The sequence below is a fragment of the Deltaproteobacteria bacterium genome, assembly GCA_013151235.1.
GTDB lineage: Bacteria > CG2-30-53-67 > CG2-30-53-67 > CG2-30-53-67 > CG2-30-53-67 > JAADIO01.
In genome coordinates, this window is the sequence record JAADIO010000033.1 from 80313 (window position 1) to 101339 (window position 21027).

Consider the following 21027-nt stretch of genomic DNA (forward strand, 5'->3'; position numbering starts at 1 on the left):
AAGTTACGGAGTTGGAGAGCCCGCTGCCCCGGGCTGTATCGCCCTTTCTCTCTCTTCGGGCTCTCCATTGACTTCCGGGAAACGAAGAGGGAGCGTCACCAGGGAGAAGGGGTCAATTCGCACACCATTGAGCCGCGCCCCCCAGTGGAGATGGGGCCCCGTCACCCGTCCCGTGGCACCCACATGCCCCAGGACCGAACCTTGACGGACGATCTGCCCTTTCCGAACGGCAAAGTCTTCTAAATGCGCATAGAGGGTATAGAGCCCGCCTCCGTGATCGAGGATCACCGTGTTGCCGCTGAAGAAGAGATTGTCAGCCATGACCACCCGTCCGGCATCCGGGGCCTTCACCGGGGTTCCGGCGCCGGCAAGAAGGTCGGCTCCCGAATGGGGGCTCCGGGGTTCACCGTTGAAGATGCGGCGCAATCCGAAGGAACTCCCCCGTGCCGCCTCAACGGGAGCAGTGAATCCCCGCAACCAGAAGGCCTTCCGGCTGCGGATTTTGTAAAGCGCCGCCAGTCCCTTCTTCTCCCCGTGCACACGGGCAAGATCCTTGCGGGAAAGATCAACATACTTCTTCCGGACGGTAATCCGCTCCAGGGGAAAAATCTTCGGCAGAACGGTAATGTGAAAGACCCCTTCCGTTTTTTTGCCGTCCGGAAAATCGGCCCGGTACGTCAGGGAATGACTGCGAGGTGAAACGGTCAACCCCACGGCCGCCAAGGCAGACCATCGTCTCCCCTTCTCATTCGAAGTGAAGAGAAGTTTCTGTCCCAGAAAACTTCCTTTCACCCTGTCCAGTCTCGTGGCCGACACAATTCGTACCCAGACCGCCTGACCGGGGTAGATCTTTTTCGGAAGAACCCGGACCTGTATCTTGGTGGCCCACGCGCTGCCCGCACAGAGAAACCACACCATTAAAATCCACGACACGCGACAGATACCTTTCAGCACGAATCCTCCTCTCCCGGCCGCTTCCCCTGACGACAACGCATATATTCGATTTTGATGCAGCGGCCCATGACCACTTCCACCCCGGCCTCGTTCAATCTTTTCATCGCCTCATCATTCCGGATGCCCAACTGCATCCAGAAGACCCTGGCCCCGGATTGCACCGCTTCTTCCGCAATCGGCAGGATTGCATCGGAGCGCCGGAAGACATCGACGATTTCCAACGGTTCCGGAATGGAGCTCAGTGAGGGATAACAAATCTCCCCCAGGATCTTCCGTTGTCCCGGGTTGACGGGGATGATGCGGAAACCCTGTTCCTGCAGGTACCGTGCAACCCGATGGCTGTCCCGTTCCGGTTTCGGGGAGAGCCCCACGACGGCCACGGTACGGTATCGTTGCAGGAGATTACAAATCCGATCCGCCATGAGGGCTGTTCCTTTCCATGTTCTTCTCCACCCGGGGTGCAGGGATCATCGTCCCCCCGTCACTTCAATCCTGCCTGCCGTGCTGTGACGCAGGTGGAGCCCCGGCGGGAGAGAAGGTTGCGGAAGATTATACAAAATCCTGAAGATCGCCTGATCCTTCACGCAGGATTTCCACTTCATCCTCCAGCAGGGAGATCACACTGGAGGGTTGCACAGGAAGCAGACCGCACTCCAGGATCAGATCCACTTCCTTTCCGAAACATTTCTGCAGATCATCCGGATCCGTCATCACTTCCTCGTCACTCCGGTTTGCACTGGTACTGACAATCGGATTCCCCAGCGCCTCCACCAGGGCCTGAGGCACGGGGTGATTCGGGACCCGGATCCCTACGGTACGGCTTTTGCTCCGAAGGGTGCGGGGGGTCTCCCGGCCGGCCGGAAGGACAAAGGTATAGGCACCGGGGAGGTACCGTCTCAGGATGCGATAAGCAAAATTGGACACCATGGCATACCGGCTGATATGGGTCAGGTCGGCACAGACGAAGGAGAGCGGCTTCTTGGGGTCCCGTCCCTTGATACGAATGATCCGGTTCACCGCCTGAAGGCTGGTGATATCACAACCGAAACCGTAGATCGTGTCGGTGGGATAGATCATCACCCCGCCGGACTGCAGGACCGCCACGGCCTTCGCAATATGACGTCCCTGGGGGTTCTCCGGATGTATGGAAAGCATGGTGGCCATGGTTTTTCCTCCTTCCGAAAGAGGAGTATAACCGATGACGCAACGATTGGAAAGCTGAAATAAAGGTCCGTAGCGGGTGGGGTGCGGGAGTGGAATTCGTTCTCATTCTCTTTGCAACAACTTTTCTCGAAGAACTTGCAGCGGGGAAAGAATCAGGCCACTCCTTCGGAATGTGCTTCCACCGGCTGCAACACCCCCTGACGAACCATCCGGCATAGAAAGTTGCAAACCTCGAAATCGACGAGCGGCGTCCGGGCACAGATTTCGCTCACCGAATGTTCTCCGTCGATCAGACCGAGGATCAGCCCCTGGTCTTCCGTCAGCTGGGCACCCTCCACCGGGATCGTACCTTCTGAGGCATAATCCAGAACCACATCCAGCGAAGGAAGAACCGCACGCATATTCGCCCATTCATCTTCACGATGAGCTCCCTCCATTACAAGACTCATGACATCAAGCGAGAGCGTTTCATTCGGATCGACCGGAGGGGCTTCATTTACGAACTCGAAATGCCCTTCGGGAAAGGCCATCAGGGAATAGACGATCTCCTCCGCCTGGATCCGAAGTGCCTCCTGGAGTCCCCGGCGGTCAATGGCACCGATCTCGATCAAGGCCTGTCCTAAACGCATGGAAGGATTCTGCGCGCAGAGTACCAGCGCACGTCTTCGTTCACTTTTCGTGATCTTTCCGAGTTTGTAAAGCAGATAGCCCAGTTTGTTCTTCTTGTCCCTGTCTCTGCATGAGGCGGAACAAATCTTCCCCTCCCGGATAAAGAGAGATTTCTGTTCATGTTTGTTCTGCACCACAAGGGTCCCCGTATTCTCGCAGGAGGCGAGCAATTGAAGCAGGTCGGGGAAACGAATCTTTTTGAGTTCCCCCCGTATCTCCACCTGATCGCAGTCCGGAGAAGATCCTGCCGAGCGGTTCCCTCCGCCGCATTTTTTTTGAGGGTCGGATCTCCCGAAGTCAACAGCATGGGGGACGGAGGAACCCCCCATCCAGCCATAAAGTGTACGGCGAAAAACAATCGGCAAAAAAAGGAGAAAGAGGGCCAAAAGGAAGACGACCGCACCGAGAGAGAAGATACCGTAATAAAGTTGACTGCCGAAGAGGAACGCCACCCCGACCTTCATCGGCTCTCTTACATGAAACGTTCCGGCCTTAGGACTTTTCAAAGGGTTCCGCAGCAGCGTCTCTTCATACTCTGCAGCAAAATCGTTTAAGCGGCTCCCCGACTGCAGGAATTCGGTGATCCCTTGAACGGGCTTCTTCCGGCCCGCAACGCGCGCCGTAATGACGGGGTGCAAAGCAGAGTGTGATGGGAGCCGTCCTTGAGAAGATGCCGCAGGAAGACCGATGAAGAAACAAAGAAGAACCGCAACCAGGATGTTAACCCGCTTGACCATAACTGAACCGTCCATTTCCGGGAGTTCTGCCGGTTGATCCAGACAAGAATACACACTCCCGGTACTTTTCTCCAATCATTGGGCGAAAAAACGGTAAATCGGCTCAGTTTTCAGACGGCCTGCCCCGGACGGAAACAGGCACTTTCCAGTCCCCCTGATAATTTCAGTATCCCTTGAATAAGTCGGCCCTGTCAATCAGAAAAACATTATTTGCCGATGAAAGATCACAAGAGATTCATCATACAGAAAGACGGCAGACAAGATCCTGTTTCTGCGATGAGAATGGAAGAAAAAACCGGATGCCCAGACAAGACGGATTTGCCTGGACATCCGGAAGATATTGAGAGGATTATTTCTTTTTCTGGTGGGCCTTGCAGAACTTTGAGGGAGCCTTTGCCATATTCTTGCAGCGTTTCCCTGCTTTGGTCTTCGCCGCGCACCGCTTGGCGACCTTTTTCTTGACGACTTTCTTCTTTGCCACCTTCTTTTTGACGACTTTCTTGGCGACCTTCTTCGCGACTTTTTTCTTGACGACTTTCTTGTTTGCCACTTTCTTCTTCGAAGCGACCTTCTTTGTGACGGTCTTTTTCGTCGTTTTTTTGACCGCCTTCTTCGCCTTCTTCTTCACTGTTGCCATTTTTAGTCCTCCTTTGTGTGGTTGGTAAAAATGACCTTCTCCTAAAAACAGAGGGTTAATCACTGACCCCTCTTATAATAGCTTAAATAAAATCTCTAACTCAAAATAGCATAACGAAAAATAGATTGCAAGTAAAATAAGTCAACTTATTTGCAAATTAATCTGTCATTCCCATCTTTGAGCAATATACAAAATGAAAATTCAAAAGCAAAAACCTTTTGTCACAGGACCTCTTTTTGTGACAAAAAAACAGGACTGCACAAATCTACCTGGAGTTGAAAGAAAAGAAAATCGATCTGATTCCCAGCGGAAAAGTAGATCCTTCAGGGGAGCGTGCACTGATTGGCTATCGAGAGATAGGCGGGATAATCGAAGGCCGGACTGTGCTTGTCGTTATGGCATTTCCGACATACATCCTCGGGAACCCTTGCGGTCATTGCTCTTCTCCCAGGGTGCCCCTCTCCGGCCCCGTGACAGGACTCGCACTGCACGTTTTTAAACCCGGGGGTTTTTTCTGTATCGATGAATCCGCTGCGGGTTCCATAACCCAGAACATGGCAGACCACGCACTCCGGATCATACTCCTCACCCTTTTCCACAAGCGACCTGTATGCGTAGGCATGCGGGGTGTTTGACCATCGCTGATAGATCACGGGATGGCAGGGGGCGCAAGTTCCGGCGCCGACGTAGACAGGTCCATTTTTTTTCTTTGGAAGGAAAGAGACATCCTCGGAGAACCTTCCCTCACGCACCTGCCGTTGGAACCGGTCAACCTCTTTTTGCACACCGGGGTCAACCTGCACCCCTTCGTCTACCGGGATCATGGAGGAGACAAAGGAGAGAACCCTTCCCTTCACGTCCAGGTTCAGGGTAAGCCGGCCAAGCTTCTCACCGAGCGTACCGTCGGACACAATAACCGTATTCCCGACCTTCCGCGCCGATCCGGCGCCGACGTGGTGGCCGATGATCGCGACACCGATCTCCGGATTTGCCTTGAGGAATGCATCGGGATCGGTGAGGTTGAAGTGGAGCAGAGCGACGATCAGGTCACACCGTTTCCGGAGTCCCGGCAATACCTTCGCCGCCGCCTCAAAAGGGTCGGAGATCCGAAGGTTGTGAAGAGCGTTTCGGTATTGATTCGTCACGACGTGGTCATCCAGGAGGGCAACGACCCCGACGCGAAGTCCCGCCCGATGGAAGACACGAAACGGTTCAAAAACCGGTTTCCCCTGCGGTTTAAAAATATTGGCACAGAGGAAGGGAAAGTTCGCCTTCTTCACCGCCCGCAGAAGAAAATCCGCGCCCTCGGCGAAATCGTAGTCCCCGACGGCGCAGCCGTCATAACCGATCAGGTTCATGGCACGGATCATGGCCGCCGTCTTGACGGCATAGAAGGCGGGACTGCCCTCGAGTCCTTCAAAGGAGCCGAAGAAAACATCCCCGCTGTCCACCAGCAGGGTATTTCCGGAGCGGTATCTGTCGTACAGGGTCTTGCGCCGGGCCACGCCGCCCAACTGCTTTTCGGAACAGCCGCAACGCTTGAGCTCACCGGCCACGTTTCCGGTATGAAAGATCGAGATGGTGATCTGCCTGCTTGTTACCGCTGGTGAGGAACAAGCAAGGCAGAGCAGGACAGTCCCAGCGGCAATTATCATCTTGGCCATCATTCAGGCATCCTTCTCCATTGCGCCCACAAGATCCGCAATCACAGCAAACCCTTCATCGCGCATGTATTCCCTGATCCCTTCCACGATACGGACCGGGGCCATGGGATCCACGAAGTTCGCGGTCCCCAGGGCAACGGCGGAGGCGCCGGCAAGAAGAAAAGCAATCGCGTCCGAAGGATTCATGATCCCCCCCATACCGATGACCGGTACCTTCACGACCTGCGCCACCTGATAGACCATCCGCAAGGCAACGGGCAGGATGGCCGGACCGGAGAGACCTCCCGTCACGTTGGCCAGCCTGGGCCGGCGGGTCTTCACGTCAATCGCCATTCCGAGCAGCGTGTTGATGAGAGAGAGAACATCGGCCCCCTCCCCTTCGGCGATGCGAGCGAACTCCGTAATGTCCGTCACGTTCGGAGAAAGCTTGACGATCAAAGGCAGATGCGTGGTCCCGCGCACCAGGCCGACGACCTCTTTCGTCGCGGAAGGATCAGTCCCGAAGGCCATCCCCCCTTTCCGGACGTTGGGACAGGAGATGTTCAACTCGATACCGTCGACCCCTCCGGACTCGGTAAGCAGACGGGCCACCTCGGCATAGTCTTCCGCCCGATGGCCGTAGATGTTGGCGATAACCGCCACATCGAGTGTACGCAAACGCGGGAGTTTCCGGTCAATGAAAGCACGGACGCCGATATTCTGGAGCCCGATGGCATTGAGCATGCCGGCCGGAGTTTCGCAGACCCTCGGCGGGGGATTGCCCTCCTGCGGACCGATGGAAAGGCCCTTGACGGTCAACGCGCCCAGCTTCGACAGGTCGTAGATCTCGGCGATCTCTTCACCGTAGCCGGACGTCCCCGATGCCGTCATCACGGGGTTCTTCATCACAATCCCGCCGATATTGACCGACAGATCCGGTGTGACGTTCTTCGATTTCATAGAAGCTCCATCCTGTGCAGACTGCGGTGAATCGTCAGGCGCCTCACAATTTCATCTGTATCCCCAGTTCGAATACCTGCTCCGGTGAAATCCGGAAATACTTTGTCGCATCCCTTGCCGAACGGGAGAGATAAACGAAGAGGTGTTTCCGCCAGACGGGCATGGTTTCATCTTTCGTGACCAGCAGGTTTTCACGCCCCAGGAAAAAGATCGTATCTTCCACGCTGAAATTTTCCGTGCCGAAATCAATCTTTCCAAGCGCCCTCGGTATATCGGGATGTTCACTGAAACCGTAGTGTAAAGTCACGCGGAAGAATCCGTTTCCAAGTTCCCGGACGGACAGGCGTTCCGACGGCGAAACGTAGGGAATCTCTTCGGTCGTCACATGGAGAATCAATATCCTTTCGTGGAGGATTTTGTTATGCATGAAGTTGCTGACCAACGCCGTCGGCGTACCGACCGGGTTTCCGGTGAGAAAGGCCGCCGTCCCCGGGACACGGGTGATCCTACGGCTTGAGACTTCTTCAAGAAAGTCCTTCAGGGGGATCGTGACGGCATCGAGTTTGCGTTTGAGTATCTTGCGCCCCTGTCTCCAGGTAATCATGACGGAAAAAACCGCTGCAGCGACCAGCAGGGGCACCCAGCCTCCGGAGGTTACCTTGGTGATGTTCGAACTGAAAAAGGCCGCATCAATGCAAAGAAGAACGGAACATGCCGGAAGTACGGCAAAGAGCCTCCATTTCCAGCGGCGGCGGGCGACAAAGAACATGAGGATCGTCGTAATGACCATGGTCGCCGACACGGCGATCCCGTATGCCGCGGCCAGATTACCTGAATGACGAAACCCGATCACCAGGCAGACGGTGCCGGCCATCAGGATCCAGTTGATGAAGGGCACATAAATCTGTCCGATCTGTTCCGTGGATGTATGCAGGACCGCCAGGCGCGGAAAGTACCCCAACTGAACCGCCTGACGTGTCAGGGAAAAGGCGCCGGAGATCACCGCCTGAGAGGCAATCACCGTGGCGGCCGTCGCAAGCAGGATCAGGGGATACAGTGCCCATGCAGGTGCGAGTCTGTAAAACAGGTTGTCCACGGCACCGGGGTCTCCGATCAGCAGGGCTCCCTGACCGAAGTAGTTCAGGAGCAGTGAAGGAAAAACGATTGCAAACCAACCGGCCTGAATCGGGCCTTTGCCGAAGTGCCCCATATCCGCATACAACGCCTCCCCTCCGGTCACGACGAGGAAAACCGTTCCCAGTACCAGAAATGCTCTTAATCCGTTATGGGACATGACTTCCACGGCGTAGACGGGATTCAGAGCCGCCATCACCCCGGGATGATGCAGAATCGCCGCCAGGCCCATAAACCCCATCACTGCAAACCAGAGGAGCATGACCGGTCCGAAGACGGAACCGATACCGGAAGTGCCATGGTGCTGAAATGAAAAAAGCACGATCAGAATGAAAATTGCGATGGGAACCACAAAAGGCTTCAGGAGCGGAGTCGCCGCATTCAGCCCTTCAATCGCGCTCAAGACCGAGATGGCAGGGGTGATCATGCCGTCGCCGTAAAGCAGGGCCGCACCGAACAGGCCCAGCGTTCCAAGGACCAGAAACAGTACCGGGTTGATCCTGCGTATCTTTACAACAAGGGTTGTCAATGCCAGGATGCCGCCCTCCCCTTTGTTGTCGGCCTTCATGACAAAAAGAAGATATTTGAGCGAAATCACCAGGACAAGAGACCAGAAGATCAGGGAGAGGATCCCCAGTACATTCACGGCATTGACGGGAATTCCATCTTTCCGCCGGAAGCATTCTCTCATGGCATAAAGCGGACTCGTTCCGATGTCGCCATAGACAATGCCGAGCGCCGCGATAATTGAGCCGACAGGTCTTCGTATCAATTCAGAGGAGTTGTTTTTATTCATCGGATGTCGTGCAGCAGAAGCTCTCCGGCATCAAAGACCGGCCCTTCACGGCAGACCCGCCGGTAACCGCCGGTTGTCCTTATCACACACCCCATACAGGTCCCCAGCCCGCATGCCATCACAGACTCAAGGGAAACCTCACAGTCGATTCCGGCGCCGCGGGTCATTCGGGCGACTTCCAGGAGCATGGGGCGGGGACCACAGGCATAGACCTTCACGGATTCGGAAGGCGATGTCTTGCGTAAATGTTCCCGAAAGAGTTCCGTCACGGTCCCCGGTTCTCCGAGACTTCCGTCATCGGTCGCCGTCAGTACGGTCATGCCCGACGCGGCAAATTCGTCCAGGGGGACCAGCTCAGCCGCCGTCCGGGCGCCGTAGAAGAGGATTACCTTCACCCCGCGATCCCGTAATGTCCGGGCCAGGAACCGGAAGGGAGCGACCCCGACGCCGCCGGCGATCAGTACCGCCTTGCGTACGGGAGAGGTCACGTCGAATCCGGTACCGAGAGGGCCGGTCAGATTCAACCGCTCACCCGGTTTCCGTCTTGAAATCCATTCCGTGCCGCGCCCGGCCACACGATAGAGAATACTTAAACGTTGCGCCGCATAATCATGGACCGAAAAGGCCCGGCCGAGAAGAGGATCGAGGGACGAGGAGGCCCGAACCATGACAAAGCGTCCGGGAGCGCAGGAATAAAGATCCCCATCAAGAGAGAGGGTCAGCCGACGAATACCAAGAGCAACCTCCTCATTTTTAATAAGCTCGGAACTCAGGTTCCGGATCAGGAGCCGGGACATTGGATATCCAGTATTTCATAACCGATAATACCGCCGGGCGCCCGCACCTCAATCTCGTCTCCGACCTCCTTGCCGATCATGGCACGCGCGACCGGCGAAAAGACCGAGATTTTACCGGACTTGATGTCGGCTTCGTCTTCCCCGACGATTTGGTAGGTCACTTCTTCTTCCGTGGCCAGATTGACCAGCGTCACTTGCAGGCCGAAGCTGACCCGGTCCGTCTTGATCTTCGCAGGATCAATCACCTCGGCCCGCGCGAGTTTGGAATTCAGCTCGGCGATCTTCCCTTCGATGAAACCCTGCCGCTCCTTTGCCGCATGGTACTCCGCATTCTCACTCAGGTCACCATGAGCACGTGCCTCGGCGATATCACGGACATTCTTCGGACGTTCCACGGTTTTGAGATTTTTCAATTGCATTTGCAGTTGTTTATGCCCCTCGGGGGTCATGGGAACCTTCGTGTTCATGAAACTTTTTTCTCCTCTTAGATGTTGTGATAATCCTGAATCGGCAGGACATGCATTTCATTCTCCAGAATCGCCTCGATTCCATTTACCGCTTCCCGTGCACCGGCGACGGTCGTGAAATAGGGGACACCGTAGGTCAGGGCCGTACGCCGGATCGAAAAGGAATCCAGCTTGGCCGCCGCCGTACCGGTCGGGGTGTTGATCACCAGTGCGATCTCCCGGTTCTTGATCCGGTCCACGATGTGGGGCCTCCCCTCCTTCACCTTGTTCACAACCTCGCTGGGAATCCCGTGCCCTTGAAGATATTGCGCCGTACCCCGGGTGGCAATGATCATAAAACCGAGACGGATCAATTTTCGAGCCGTTCTCAGAAGCGGTTCCTTGTCCCGGTCCCGGACACTGATAAAAATATTTCCCTCATGGGGCAGATACGTACCAGACCCGATCTGCGCCTTGGCAAAGGCATTTCCGAACCGTCGGTCAATCCCCATGACCTCCCCCGTGGATTTCATCTCCGGGCTGAGGAGCGTATCAACCCCGGGGAACTTCAAAAACGGGAAGACCGCCTCTTTGACGCAAACATAATCAATCTTTTTTTCCTCGGTAAACCCGAGTTCGGACAAGGTCATACCGGCCATGACTTTTGCACCTAACTTCGCCAGGGGGACGCCGATCGCCTTGCTGACGAAGGGAATGGTGCGGGAGGCCCGTGGATTGACTTCCAGGACGAAGATCCGCCCCCCCTGCACGGCAAACTGGATATTCATCAGCCCCACGACATGGAGTTCCCGGGCCAGGGCGACGGTCTGCCGCCGGATCTCGTCGAGAAGACCCTTGTCGAGAGAGTACGGAGGAAGAGAACAGGCGGAATCGCCGGAATGAACGCCGGCCTCTTCGATATGTTCCATGATCCCGCCGATTACCACATCCTTTCCGTCGGAGACGGCATCGACATCGATTTCAATGGCATCCATGACAAACTTGTCAATCAGGACCGGATGTTTCGAGGAGGCCTGCACCGCCGAAGCCATATAGTTTCTCAACTCTTTTTCATTGTTGACGATCATCATCGCCCGCCCTCCCAAGACATAGGAAGGCCTGACCACCACGGGATAACCGATTATTTCGGCGATCGACCGGGCATCCTCCAGAGAACAGGCGGTTCCGTTTTGCGGCTGCTGCAAGCCGAGGGTTTGCAACAGTCTCTGAAAGCGTTCCCGGTCTTCCGCACGATCAATGGCATCCGGGGAAGTTCCGATAATCGGCACCCCCTCTTGCTCCAGCGGGACGGACAGTTTCAACGGTGTCTGACCGCCGTACTGAACAATCACACCGTCGGGCTTCTCCACCCGGACGATTTCCAAAACATGTTCCAGAGTCAGGGGCTCGAAATAGAGGCGGTCCGAAGTATCGTAATCGGTACTCACCGTTTCCGGGTTGCAGTTCACCATGATCGTCTCATAACCGATCTCCTGGAGCGCAAAGGAGGCATGGACACAGCAATAGTCAAACTCAATCCCCTGGCCGATTCGGTTCGGGCCGCCGCCCAGGATCATGATCTTCTTGCGGTCCGTGGGGACCGCCTCACACTCCGACTCATAGGTGGAATAAAAGTACGGCGTATAGGCTGTAAACTCGGCGGCACAGGTATCGACGGTTTTAAAGGTCGGCACAATCCCGAGGCTCCGGCGCAACGCCCGGACCTCCCCTTCCGGCATGCCCCGAAGAAGGGCCAGCCGACGATCGGAAAAACCGTACTCCTTGGCCTCCCGGAGCAAGTCTTTCAGCGCTGCGGCATTTCGAATCTCATCTTCAAAAGCGATCATCTCTTTCAAATTGTCGAGAAACCAGGGATCGATCTTCGTCAGCTCATGGATCTCCTCGATCGCCATTCCCTCCCGGAGGGCCTGGCCGACGGCCCAAAGCCGCTCGGCACAGGGAACACGGAGCGTCTCCCGCATCTTGTCGGCATCGGCATTCCATGATTCGAAGCCGTCACTATCAATTTCCATGGAGTAGATTGCCTTCTGCATCGCCTCCTTGAAGGTCCGCCCGATCGCCATCGCCTCCCCCACCGATTTCATCTGCGTTGTCAGGGTTGAATCCGCCTGGGGAAATTTCTCAAAGGTGAAGCGGGGAAACTTGACGACACAATAATCGAGAACCGGTTCGAAGGAGGCCGGGGTCTCCCGTGTAATATCGTTCTGAATCTCATCGAGGGTATACCCGACAGCCAGCTTGGCGGCAATCTTGGCAATCGGGAACCCGGTCGCCTTGGAGGCCAGGGCGGAGGAGCGGGAAACCCGCGGGTTCATCTCAATGATCACCAGGCGACCGTCTTCCGGATTCACGGCAAATTGAACATTGGATCCGCCCGTATCGACACCGATCTCCCGGATTACGGCAATCCCGGCATCCCGCATGATCTGGTATTCCTTGTCAGTCAGGGTCTGGGCCGGCGCCACGGTGATGCTGTCTCCGGTATGCACCCCCATGGGATCGAAGTTTTCAATGGAACAGATCATAACCACGTTGTCTTTACGATCGCGCATTACCTCCAGTTCAAACTCTTTCCAGCCGAGGACCGACTCTTCCACCAGAATCTGCCCAATCGGACTGGCATCAAGTCCCCATTCCACATAGGAGAGATACTCTTCCATATTATAGGCGATGTTGCCGCCGGTGCCGCCGAGCGTGAAGGAGGGACGGATGATGTTGGGGAACCCGATCTGGGCAACCACCTCCCGGGCCTGCTCCATCCCGTTGACGTAGGCGCTCTCCGGCAGGGAAAGACCGATCCGGGTCATGGCCTTCCGGAACTCGTCGCGGTCTTCGGCCTTGCGGATCGCCTCGATGTTCGCACCGATCAACTGCACCCCGTAGTGATCGAGGACCCCCGCCTCTGCCAGTTCCATCGCCAGGTTCAGTGCCGTCTGCCCTCCCATGGTCGGAAGGAGCGCATCGGGCCGTTCCGCCTCGATGATCATTTTGACGACCTGCGCCGTGATCGGTTCGATATAGGTCCGGTCGGCAAAATCGGGGTCGGTCATGATCGTCGCCGGGTTGCTGTTCACGAGGACCACCTCATAGCCCTCTTCTTTGAGGGCCTTGCAGGCCTGTGTTCCGGAATAATCGAACTCACAGGCCTGGCCGATAACAATCGGTCCGGACCCGATCAGCAGAATCTTATGAATATCGTCTCGTTTCGGCAATGGTTCTCCCCATTTTCTTTCTTATTCTTAATCGATCTTTTGTGACATTGAATATGATTAAGATTTAAGATGAAAAAGACTATTCCAACTCCTGTACCCACCCCTGCGTCAGTCCGTAACGTTCCATAATCGTCTTCGCCTCGTCATACTCTTCGGGCGTAATCCTTCGAGCGATCTCCGGAATCCCCGTCGCTTTGTAGGCGGGAAAATACTGGCTCATGAGACTGACATAGGTGCATGGAGAAAGATCCGCCGCCAGAAACCGCATGATCGCCTCCGTACCGGAGATTCCGCCGGGAAGCACAAGATGACGTATCAATAATCCCGTCCGGGCGATCCCCGCTTCGTCAAGTTTCAGATCCCCCACCTGCCGGTGCATCTCGATGACGGCCCGGCGGTTTACCTCCGGGTAATCGGACGCTCCGGAGTATCGCCGGGCATTGCCGCCGTCGCTGTAACGCATGTCCGTCAGGTAGATGTCGACGATCCCTTCCAATAGCTGAAGGGTCTCCACGTCATCATAGCCGCTGCTGTTATAGACAATGGGGATTGTAAGCCCCCCGGCCCTTGCCGGTCTGAGCCCGGCCAACAGGTGCGGGACTGCATGCGTGGGGGTCACCCAGTTAATATTGTGGGCGCCCTGCTCCTGCAGCCGAAGCATTATCTCCGCCAGGGCCGCCGGGTTTGTCTCCACACCGTTTCCGCTCTGGCTGATCGGATAATTCTGGCAATAGACACAGGCAAGATTGCAGTGCGTGACAAAGATCGTCCCCGAACCCCGCCGACCGGAGATCGGAGGTTCCTCACCAAAATGAAGATCGGCGCTTGCAATTCGTAACTGATCATCCGCTCCGCAGGCACCCGTTTCACCCGCCCGTCGGTCCACGCCGCATTTTTCAGGACAAAGACGACAGGCAGGCCCCATCAGCGCCCGGGCCTTTTCGATCCGTTCCAAAAAATCGGTTTCACTCAGCTCGCAATATCGGGCAGGGCTTTTTGTCATCGTCATGAGCCGGCCCCTTTTATTTCTGCTCCATCATTTCAAGAAAACGACCGAAGAGGTAGCGGGAGTCATGGGGACCGGGAGAAGATTCCGGATGATATTGCACGGAAAAGGCGGAATACGTCCGGTGCCTCAGACCTTCCACGGTCCGGTCATTCAGATTGATGTGGGTCAGCTCCACCTCTCCCCCCGCCGACTGCAACGATTCCACATCGACGGCAAATCCGTGATTCTGGGAAGTGATTTCGACCTTACGGGTGGACAGATCCATGACCGGCTGGTTCCCACCATGATGACCGAACTTCAGCTTGTAGGTTTTGCCCCCCAACGCCCTTCCGAGAAGTTGATGTCCCAGGCAGATCCCGAAGATCGGTTTCACGCCTATGAGTTCCCGGATCGTCTCCACGGCATAGGTCACCGGCTCCGGATCGCCGGGACCGTTGGATAGAAAGATCCCGTCCGGCGAAAGTGCCCTGACCTCGGCCGAGGACGTTGTTGCCGGAAGAACCGTGAGACGGCAGCCCAACCCCGAGAGGATACGGAGAATATTCCGTTTAATACCGAAGTCGAAAACCGCCACATGGAAACGGGCCGTCGGTGCGGAACGGTATCCCGTTTCCAGATCCCACTCCGCCTCCTGCCAGTCATAGGCTTCACGACAGGTCACTTTGCTCACAAGGTCCTGCCCCGCCATGGAAGGGAGTTTTCCGGCCCGTGCCGCCAGGGAGTTCCGGTCGAGATCCACCGTCGAGATGATCCCCTGCTGAGCGCCGCAATCACGGATGTGCCGGGTCAGCGCCCGGGTATCCACCCCCTGGATCCCGACGATCCCGTGGTCCGCAAGATAGGCATGGAGGGAACCTTCCGACCGCCAGTTACTGGAAATCCGGCTTCCCTCCTTCACCACAAACCCTGCGGCATAAGGCCTGCCGGACTCCGTATCTTCGGGATTGACCCCGACATTTCCGATCAAGGGATAGGTCATGGTCACGATCTGTCCCTCGTAGGAAGGATCGGTCAGGATCTCCTGATAACCCATCATGGAGGTATTGAAAATAATCTCTCCGGCAGTCTCTCCTTCGGCCCCGAAGGATCTGCCCGCGAAAACCCTTCCATCCGCCAGGGCTAACATTGCCTTCTTCATCGCCGCCCCTTCATGAGAGGATCCGAGTAAACTACCTTCCCCCGTACCAGCGTACAGACCGCTTTGCCTTTCAGCTTCCGGCCCGCAAAGGGGGTGTTGAAACTGAGCGAACGGAATCGGGCCGCATCCACGGTAAAGAGAAGATCGGGATCGATCAGGGTGACATCCGCAGCCCTCCCTTCACTCAGGGAACCTCCCTGCAGTTTGAGAATCCGGGCCGGTGCGACGGACATTCGGTCTACAAGTTGCGCCGGAGTCAACCACCCCTCATGAACCAGTTGCAACAAGAGCGGGAGAGAGGTTTCCAGACCGACCATACCAAAGGCCGCCCGGTCGAATTCCACTTCCTTTTCGGCGATATTATGGGGGGCGTGATCGGACGCAACGGCATCGATCGTTCCGTCCGCCAGACCTGCGATCAGCGCCTGCCGGTCTTTCTCACGGCGCAACGGCGGATTAACCTTCAGGTTCGTATCATAACCGGTGAGCGACTCATGGGTAAGACTCAGATGATGCGGCGTTACTTCAGCCGTCACCTTAACCCCCCGCGACTTGGCCTCACGGATCCTTTTCACCGTTCCCTCTGCACTGACGTGAGCCACATGAAGGACGGCGCCGGTCAACTCCGCCAGCAGGATATCCCGTTCCACCATACTCTCTTCCGACGCAGAAGGGATCCCCCGAAGTCCGAGACGGGTCGAGACCGCCCCCTCGTGCATCACACCGTCGGTGCAGATCGTAAGGTCCTCCGCATGGGTAATCACGGGGAGACCGAATGTGCCGGCATACTCCATGGCACAGCGCATGACCCGACCGTTCATCACCGGCCGGCCATCATCACTGAGCGCCACAATTCCCATCTCCGCCATGTCACCGATCTCGGCAAGTTCTTCCCCGTCCGACCTTCGAGTGATCGCACCCACTGGATGGACGGAAACAGCGGCGGATCGGGCACGGGTCAGTATAAAATCGGTGACCGATCCATTATCGTTGACCGGGTCAGTATTCGGCATACAGGCCACGGCCGTGAACCCGCCTGCAGCGGCGGAGCGACAACCCGTTTCAATCGTTTCCTTGTATTCGTATCCCGGCTCCCGAAAGTGGACATGCATATCAATCAGTCCCGGCACCACCCACAACCCTTCCGCGTCGATCGCATGATTCCCGGCAAGATCTTTCCCGATTTGCAGGATGCGGCCTTTGTCGATGACAAGATCGCCTTTTCCGTCTCTCCCGTTTGCCGGGTCGATAATTCTTCCACCCTTGATGATCAGACTCACCGTTTCGCTCCGGAATAGAGATAGAGGGTTGCCATCCGGACGGCAACTCCGTTGGTTACCTGGTCGAGGATGATTGAATAGGGTCCGTCGGCCACATCGGGGGCGATCTCCACCCCCCGGTTGATCGGTCCCGGGTGCATGATAATGAGGTCTTTCTTCGCCCCCCGGAGGCGCTGCCGGGTCAGGCCGAAGAACCGGGCGTACTCCCGGTCCGAAGGAAACAGGCTCTTCTCCTGCCGCTCCTTTTGGATTCGAAGCATCATGATCACGTCCACCCCGCAAATCGCCTCATCAAGGCTTCGGCAGACCTCCACATCCATCGACTCGATCCCCACGGGAATCATGGTCCCCGGCCCGGCGATCCGGACGGAGGCCCCTAATTTACGTAGGGCCAGAATGTTGGAACGGGCAACACGGCTGTGGGTAATATCTCCGACAATGGCGATCGTGAGACCGTCGAACTTCTTCTTCCGTTCCCGAATCGAAAAAAGATCCAACAGGGCCTGCGTCGGGTGTTCGTGGGCTCCGTCACCGGCATTGATCACGGAACAGTCGAGCATCCGGGAGAGGAAATGGGCCGTCCCGGCCGCTCCGTGGCGTACGATCAGGATATCGGCGTTCATCGCTTCGATATTCCAGGCCGTATCCTTGAGGCTCTCTCCTTTCAGAATACTGCTGCTCGAAGCGGAGATATTGATTACATCGGCGGAGAGCCTTTTGCCGGCAAGCTCAAAGGAGGTCCGGGTACGGGTGGAGGGTTCCAGAAAAAGATTGACCACGGTCACCCCCCGCAGGGCGGGGACCTTTTTGATCTCCCGGAGAGAGACATCCTTGAAGGACTCGGCCGTATCAAGGAGGGTCTCAATCTCTTCCCGGCTCAGGTCCTCTATGCCCAGCAGATCCTTTCGTTTACCCCAGGCCATCAGCGCCGCCTCTTCGTGCCCGGCCGGAACCTGCCGTCCCGGCCCGGAAACCCTTGAACCTCGTCCTCTTCCCGTTGCATCATATTACTTTCCGAGTTCCCGGAGGATCACACCATCCTCCTCCCCGTCCTCGGAAAAACGGACACGGATCGTCTGCTCCAGGGAGGTGGGAATATACTGCCCCGTATAGTTTGCCCGAATCGGGAGTTCCCGGTGTCCCCGGTCCACAAGGACGGCCAACTGGATCTTCCGGGCCCGTCCCAGATCCATGATCCCGTCAAGCGCCGCCCGAATCGTCCTCCCGGTGAAGAGAACATCGTCCACCAGAATAATATTGTGATCCTCCAGCGGACCGGGAATTTCCGTCCGGATCAGCTCCGGTTGGTCGATCCGGGATCTCAGGTCATCCCGGTACAGGCTGATATCGAGGATCCCGACGGGAAGAACCACCCCTGTCGTTTCCCGGATTCTCACGGCGATTCTGCCGGCCAGATGAGCGCCGCGGCTTCGGATCCCGACAAGTGTCACATCGGTGAGATCCGGGTTTTCCCGGACGATCCGTGCCGCCAGGTCCCGGATTAATTCGGCCATCCCCGCAGCATCGATGACCCGGGTTTCCGCCTGTTGATGTTTCCGTGAACCGGACATGGTCACAAACCATAAAAAAGGCCTCTTGCCCGATCAGCAAGAAGGCCGTAAATCCCCAACATCAAAGGAGTGCCTGAAAAGTACCCGCATATCCGCTCCTGAAACTAAATCTTGAGAATTGTAGCACAACAGAAGGCGTTGTCAAGAAAATAAAGGGACAAAACAAGAGCGGGACTTCCAGCGGAAGAGATCACGGCGAAAAATCCATCGGGGCCCCCTCAACGGAGGATCTTTCCGATACGGCCGAGACGGGGCCGCTTCGTCTCACGGTCCCAGGACCAGTAGATGATGAGGGCCTTGCCCAGGATCTCATCCTGTTTTACAAATCCCCAGAAGCGGCTGTCGTAGCTGCCGTCGCGGTTGTCCCCCATCATGAAATAGGAATGGGGCGGCACGGTAACGGGACCGAAGTTGTCCCGGTTGCCGGGGATAATTCTGCTGTTACGGTGTCGGTGTGCCACGTAAGGGTCCGGCAGCGGCTTCCCGTTGATATAAACGATCTTGTTGCGGACCTCAATGGTATCCCCCGGCACCCCGATCAACCGTTTGATAAAGTCCCGGCTTTCATCTCTTGGATACTTGAAAACAACAATATCCCCCCGTTGCGGTTTGCGTACCGGAAGGACGGAAATATCCGTAAAGGGAATATGGGTCCCGTAGATAAACTTGTTCACCAGAATATGATCGCCGATTTGCAGGGTTTCCAGCATGGACCCCGACGGGATCTTGAAAGCCTGAACGACAAAGGTCCGGATAAAGAGAGCCAGCACCACGGCAATAAGAATGGCCTCGATATTCTCACGCCAGAAGGATTTCGGCCGTACGTTCTTCTCTGCAACTTTTCTTTTCGACATGATTTCCTTCCTGTTTGAATAGGATTTCAACAAGCAAGCGGATTTATCATACGACTCCCATACAAGAAAAACAAGACGAAACCGGCGAACACAGCTATCCGTCCTTCTCCATTCTCAGAACGGACATGAAGGCCTCCTGGGGGATCTCCACCTTCCCCACGCTCTTCATCCGCTTCTTGCCTTCTTTCTGTTTTTCCAGGAGCTTCCGCTTGCGGGAGATGTCCCCGCCGTAACACTTGGCGGTCACATTCTTCCGGAGGGCCTTGATCGTTTCCCGGGCAATCACCTTGTTGCCGACGGCCGCCTGAATCACGACTTCATATAACTGGCGGTGAATAATTCGTTTCAGTTTCAGGGCCAGGTTCCGCCCGCGGTAGTAGGCCCGCTCCGTATGCACAATGACCGAAAGGGCGTCAACAAGTTCTCCGTTTATGAGGATGTCGAGACGGACCATCTTCGCCTCCCGATAACCGGAAAACTCGTAATCAAAAGAAGCATACCCGCGGGTCGCCGATTTCAGCCGGTCATAGAAATCGACGACGATCTCGTTGAGGGGCAACTCATATTGAATCGAGGCCCGGTGTGTACCGTGATATTCAATCCCCTTCTGGGTCCCCCGCCGTTCCTGGGCCAATGTGATGACGGCCCCCACATACTCCTTCGGCACCATAATCGTTGACAGAATCACCGGCTCCATGATCTTTTCAATCTTCTGAACGGGCGGAAGCTTCGAGGGATTTTCAATCAACAGCTCTTCTCCCGTGACCTCAATCACCCGGTAGATCACCGTGGGGGAGGTGGTAATCAGGGGGATCTCGAACTCCCGTTCCAGCCGCTCCTGAACGATCTCCATATGGAGAAGCCCCAAGAACCCGCAGCGGAACCCAAACCCCAGCGCGTTGGATGTCTCCGGATCATAGGAAAAGGAGGAGTCATTCAACTGCAGTTTGTCCATGGCATCGTTCAGCAATCGGTAATCCTTGCTATCGACCGGGTAGAGTCCGGCGAAGACCATCGGCTTCACCTGCTGGAAACCGGGGAGGGGCAGGGACGCCTGCCGTGCGGCATCGGTCACGGTATCCCCCACCTGGGTGTCCCGGACGTTCTTGATTCCGGCCATGAAGAAGCCGACATCTCCCACGGAGAGTTTTTTCATCGGCGTCGGACGGGGAGTGAAGACGCCCACCTGCTGCACCTCATACTCTTTGCCGGTGGCCATCATCCGGATCCGCATTCCCGGTGTGATCGAACCATCAATGATCCGGATCAGAGAGACCGTCCCGAGGTAGGGATCAAACCAGGAGTCAAAGAGGAGCGCTTTCAGGGGAGCCGCCGGATCTCCCGTGGGGGGCGGCACGTAATGAATGATCGCCTCCAGGACCTCGCCGATCCCCTGCCCGGTCTTGGCACTCACCGGGATGGACTGGGAGGCATCCAGTCCGATTACTTCCTCGATCTCCGCTTTGGTTCTCTCGATATCTGCACTGGGCAGATCGATTTTGTTCAGCACGGGGACCAATTCGAGATCGTGATCCAGGGCCAGGTAGACATTCCCCACCGTCTGGGCTTCGACCCCCTGGGCGGCATCCACAACTAAAAGCGCCCCCTCGCAGGCCGTCAGGCTTCGGGAGACCTCGTAGTTGAAATCGACATGCCCCGGAGTATCAATCAGGTTCAGACAATACTCCCGACCATCCTGCGCGCAATAGAGAAGACGGACCGTCTGTGCCTTGATGGTAATCCCCCGTTCACGCTCGATCTCCATCTGATCGAGGAACTGGTCTTTTTTCTCCCGGTCGCTCAAGGCCCCCGTAGCCTCCAGGATCCTGTCGGCCAGGGTCGATTTACCATGATCGATGTGGGCAATAATGGAAAAATTTCGAATCCGTTCAACCGCCGGCATGGTCGGGTCTGCTTTCCAAGGTCCACTGCATGAGAATCTGCTGAATTTGGAATAATAGGACAAGCATCCGTTCTTTGTCAAAAGAAATCGGATTCCGGTTCC

General features: G+C 56.3%; 17 protein-coding genes and 1 pseudogene. All 18 read right to left on the bottom strand.

The window, feature by feature from the left end; all coding sequences use genetic code 11:
• Window positions 1-3: 3 nt before the first annotated feature.
• Window positions 4-933, bottom strand: coding sequence for a M23 family metallopeptidase (locus GXP58_06595; protein NOY53276.1), 930 nt, complete (start codon window positions 931-933; stop codon window positions 4-6).
• A 14-nt stretch (window positions 934-947) separates the two neighbouring features.
• Window positions 948-1376, bottom strand: coding sequence for a CoA-binding protein (locus GXP58_06600; GenBank protein NOY53277.1), 429 nt, complete (start codon window positions 1374-1376; stop codon window positions 948-950).
• A gap of 127 nt (window positions 1377-1503) precedes the next feature.
• On the bottom strand, window positions 1504-2118 hold the full coding sequence (locus GXP58_06605) for a threonylcarbamoyl-AMP synthase (GenBank protein ID NOY53278.1): 615 nt from the start codon (window positions 2116-2118) through the stop codon (window positions 1504-1506).
• Between the two features lie 152 nt (window positions 2119-2270).
• Window positions 2271-3539 (bottom strand): DUF4388 domain-containing protein, encoded by a 1269-nt coding sequence (locus GXP58_06610; GenBank protein ID NOY53279.1) that lies wholly within the window; start codon window positions 3537-3539, stop codon window positions 2271-2273.
• A gap of 439 nt (window positions 3540-3978) precedes the next feature.
• Window positions 3979-4161, bottom strand: a pseudogene (locus GXP58_06615) (histone protein).
• Window positions 4162-4484: 323 nt separating this feature from the next.
• On the bottom strand, window positions 4485-5828 hold the full coding sequence (locus GXP58_06620; protein ID NOY53280.1) for a hypothetical protein: 1344 nt from the start codon (window positions 5826-5828) through the stop codon (window positions 4485-4487).
• Window positions 5829-6764, bottom strand: coding sequence for a dihydroorotate dehydrogenase (locus tag GXP58_06625; GenBank protein NOY53281.1), 936 nt, complete (start codon window positions 6762-6764; stop codon window positions 5829-5831).
• A 43-nt stretch (window positions 6765-6807) separates the two neighbouring features.
• Window positions 6808-8694, bottom strand: coding sequence for a potassium transporter Kup (locus tag GXP58_06630; protein NOY53282.1), 1887 nt, complete (start codon window positions 8692-8694; stop codon window positions 6808-6810).
• Window positions 8691-9491, bottom strand: coding sequence for a dihydroorotate dehydrogenase electron transfer subunit (locus tag GXP58_06635; protein ID NOY53283.1), 801 nt, complete (start codon window positions 9489-9491; stop codon window positions 8691-8693). The genes GXP58_06630 and GXP58_06635 overlap by 4 nt, the downstream gene beginning before the upstream one ends.
• Complete coding sequence (gene greA, locus GXP58_06640; GenBank protein NOY53284.1) at window positions 9476-9958, bottom strand: transcription elongation factor GreA; 483 nt, start codon at window positions 9956-9958, stop codon at window positions 9476-9478. The genes GXP58_06635 and greA overlap by 16 nt, the downstream gene beginning before the upstream one ends.
• 17 nt (window positions 9959-9975) lie before the next feature.
• Complete coding sequence (gene carB, locus GXP58_06645; protein NOY53285.1) at window positions 9976-13170, bottom strand: carbamoyl-phosphate synthase large subunit; 3195 nt, start codon at window positions 13168-13170, stop codon at window positions 9976-9978.
• Between the two features lie 79 nt (window positions 13171-13249).
• Window positions 13250-14173 (bottom strand): radical SAM protein, encoded by a 924-nt coding sequence (locus GXP58_06650; protein NOY53286.1) that lies wholly within the window; start codon window positions 14171-14173, stop codon window positions 13250-13252.
• Window positions 14174-14192: 19 nt separating this feature from the next.
• Window positions 14193-15317, bottom strand: coding sequence for a glutamine-hydrolyzing carbamoyl-phosphate synthase small subunit (gene carA, locus GXP58_06655; GenBank protein ID NOY53287.1), 1125 nt, complete (start codon window positions 15315-15317; stop codon window positions 14193-14195).
• Window positions 15314-16597: a dihydroorotase gene (locus tag GXP58_06660; GenBank protein ID NOY53288.1), complete on the bottom strand. Its 1284-nt coding sequence runs from the start codon at window positions 16595-16597 to the stop codon at window positions 15314-15316. The genes carA and GXP58_06660 overlap by 4 nt, the downstream gene beginning before the upstream one ends.
• On the bottom strand, window positions 16594-17520 hold the full coding sequence (locus GXP58_06665; GenBank protein ID NOY53289.1) for an aspartate carbamoyltransferase catalytic subunit: 927 nt from the start codon (window positions 17518-17520) through the stop codon (window positions 16594-16596). The genes GXP58_06660 and GXP58_06665 overlap by 4 nt, the downstream gene beginning before the upstream one ends.
• An 84-nt stretch (window positions 17521-17604) precedes the next feature.
• A complete protein-coding gene (pyrR, locus tag GXP58_06670) occupies window positions 17605-18168 on the bottom strand; it encodes a bifunctional pyr operon transcriptional regulator/uracil phosphoribosyltransferase PyrR (GenBank protein NOY53290.1) in 564 nt (187 codons plus the stop codon).
• 218 nt (window positions 18169-18386) lie between these two features.
• Window positions 18387-19022 (bottom strand): signal peptidase I, encoded by a 636-nt coding sequence (gene lepB, locus GXP58_06675; protein ID NOY53291.1) that lies wholly within the window; start codon window positions 19020-19022, stop codon window positions 18387-18389.
• A 94-nt stretch (window positions 19023-19116) separates the two neighbouring features.
• Window positions 19117-20925, bottom strand: a complete 1809-nt coding sequence (gene lepA / locus GXP58_06680; GenBank protein NOY53292.1) for an elongation factor 4 — start codon at window positions 20923-20925, stop codon at window positions 19117-19119.
• Window positions 20926-21027: the final 102 nt, after the last annotated feature.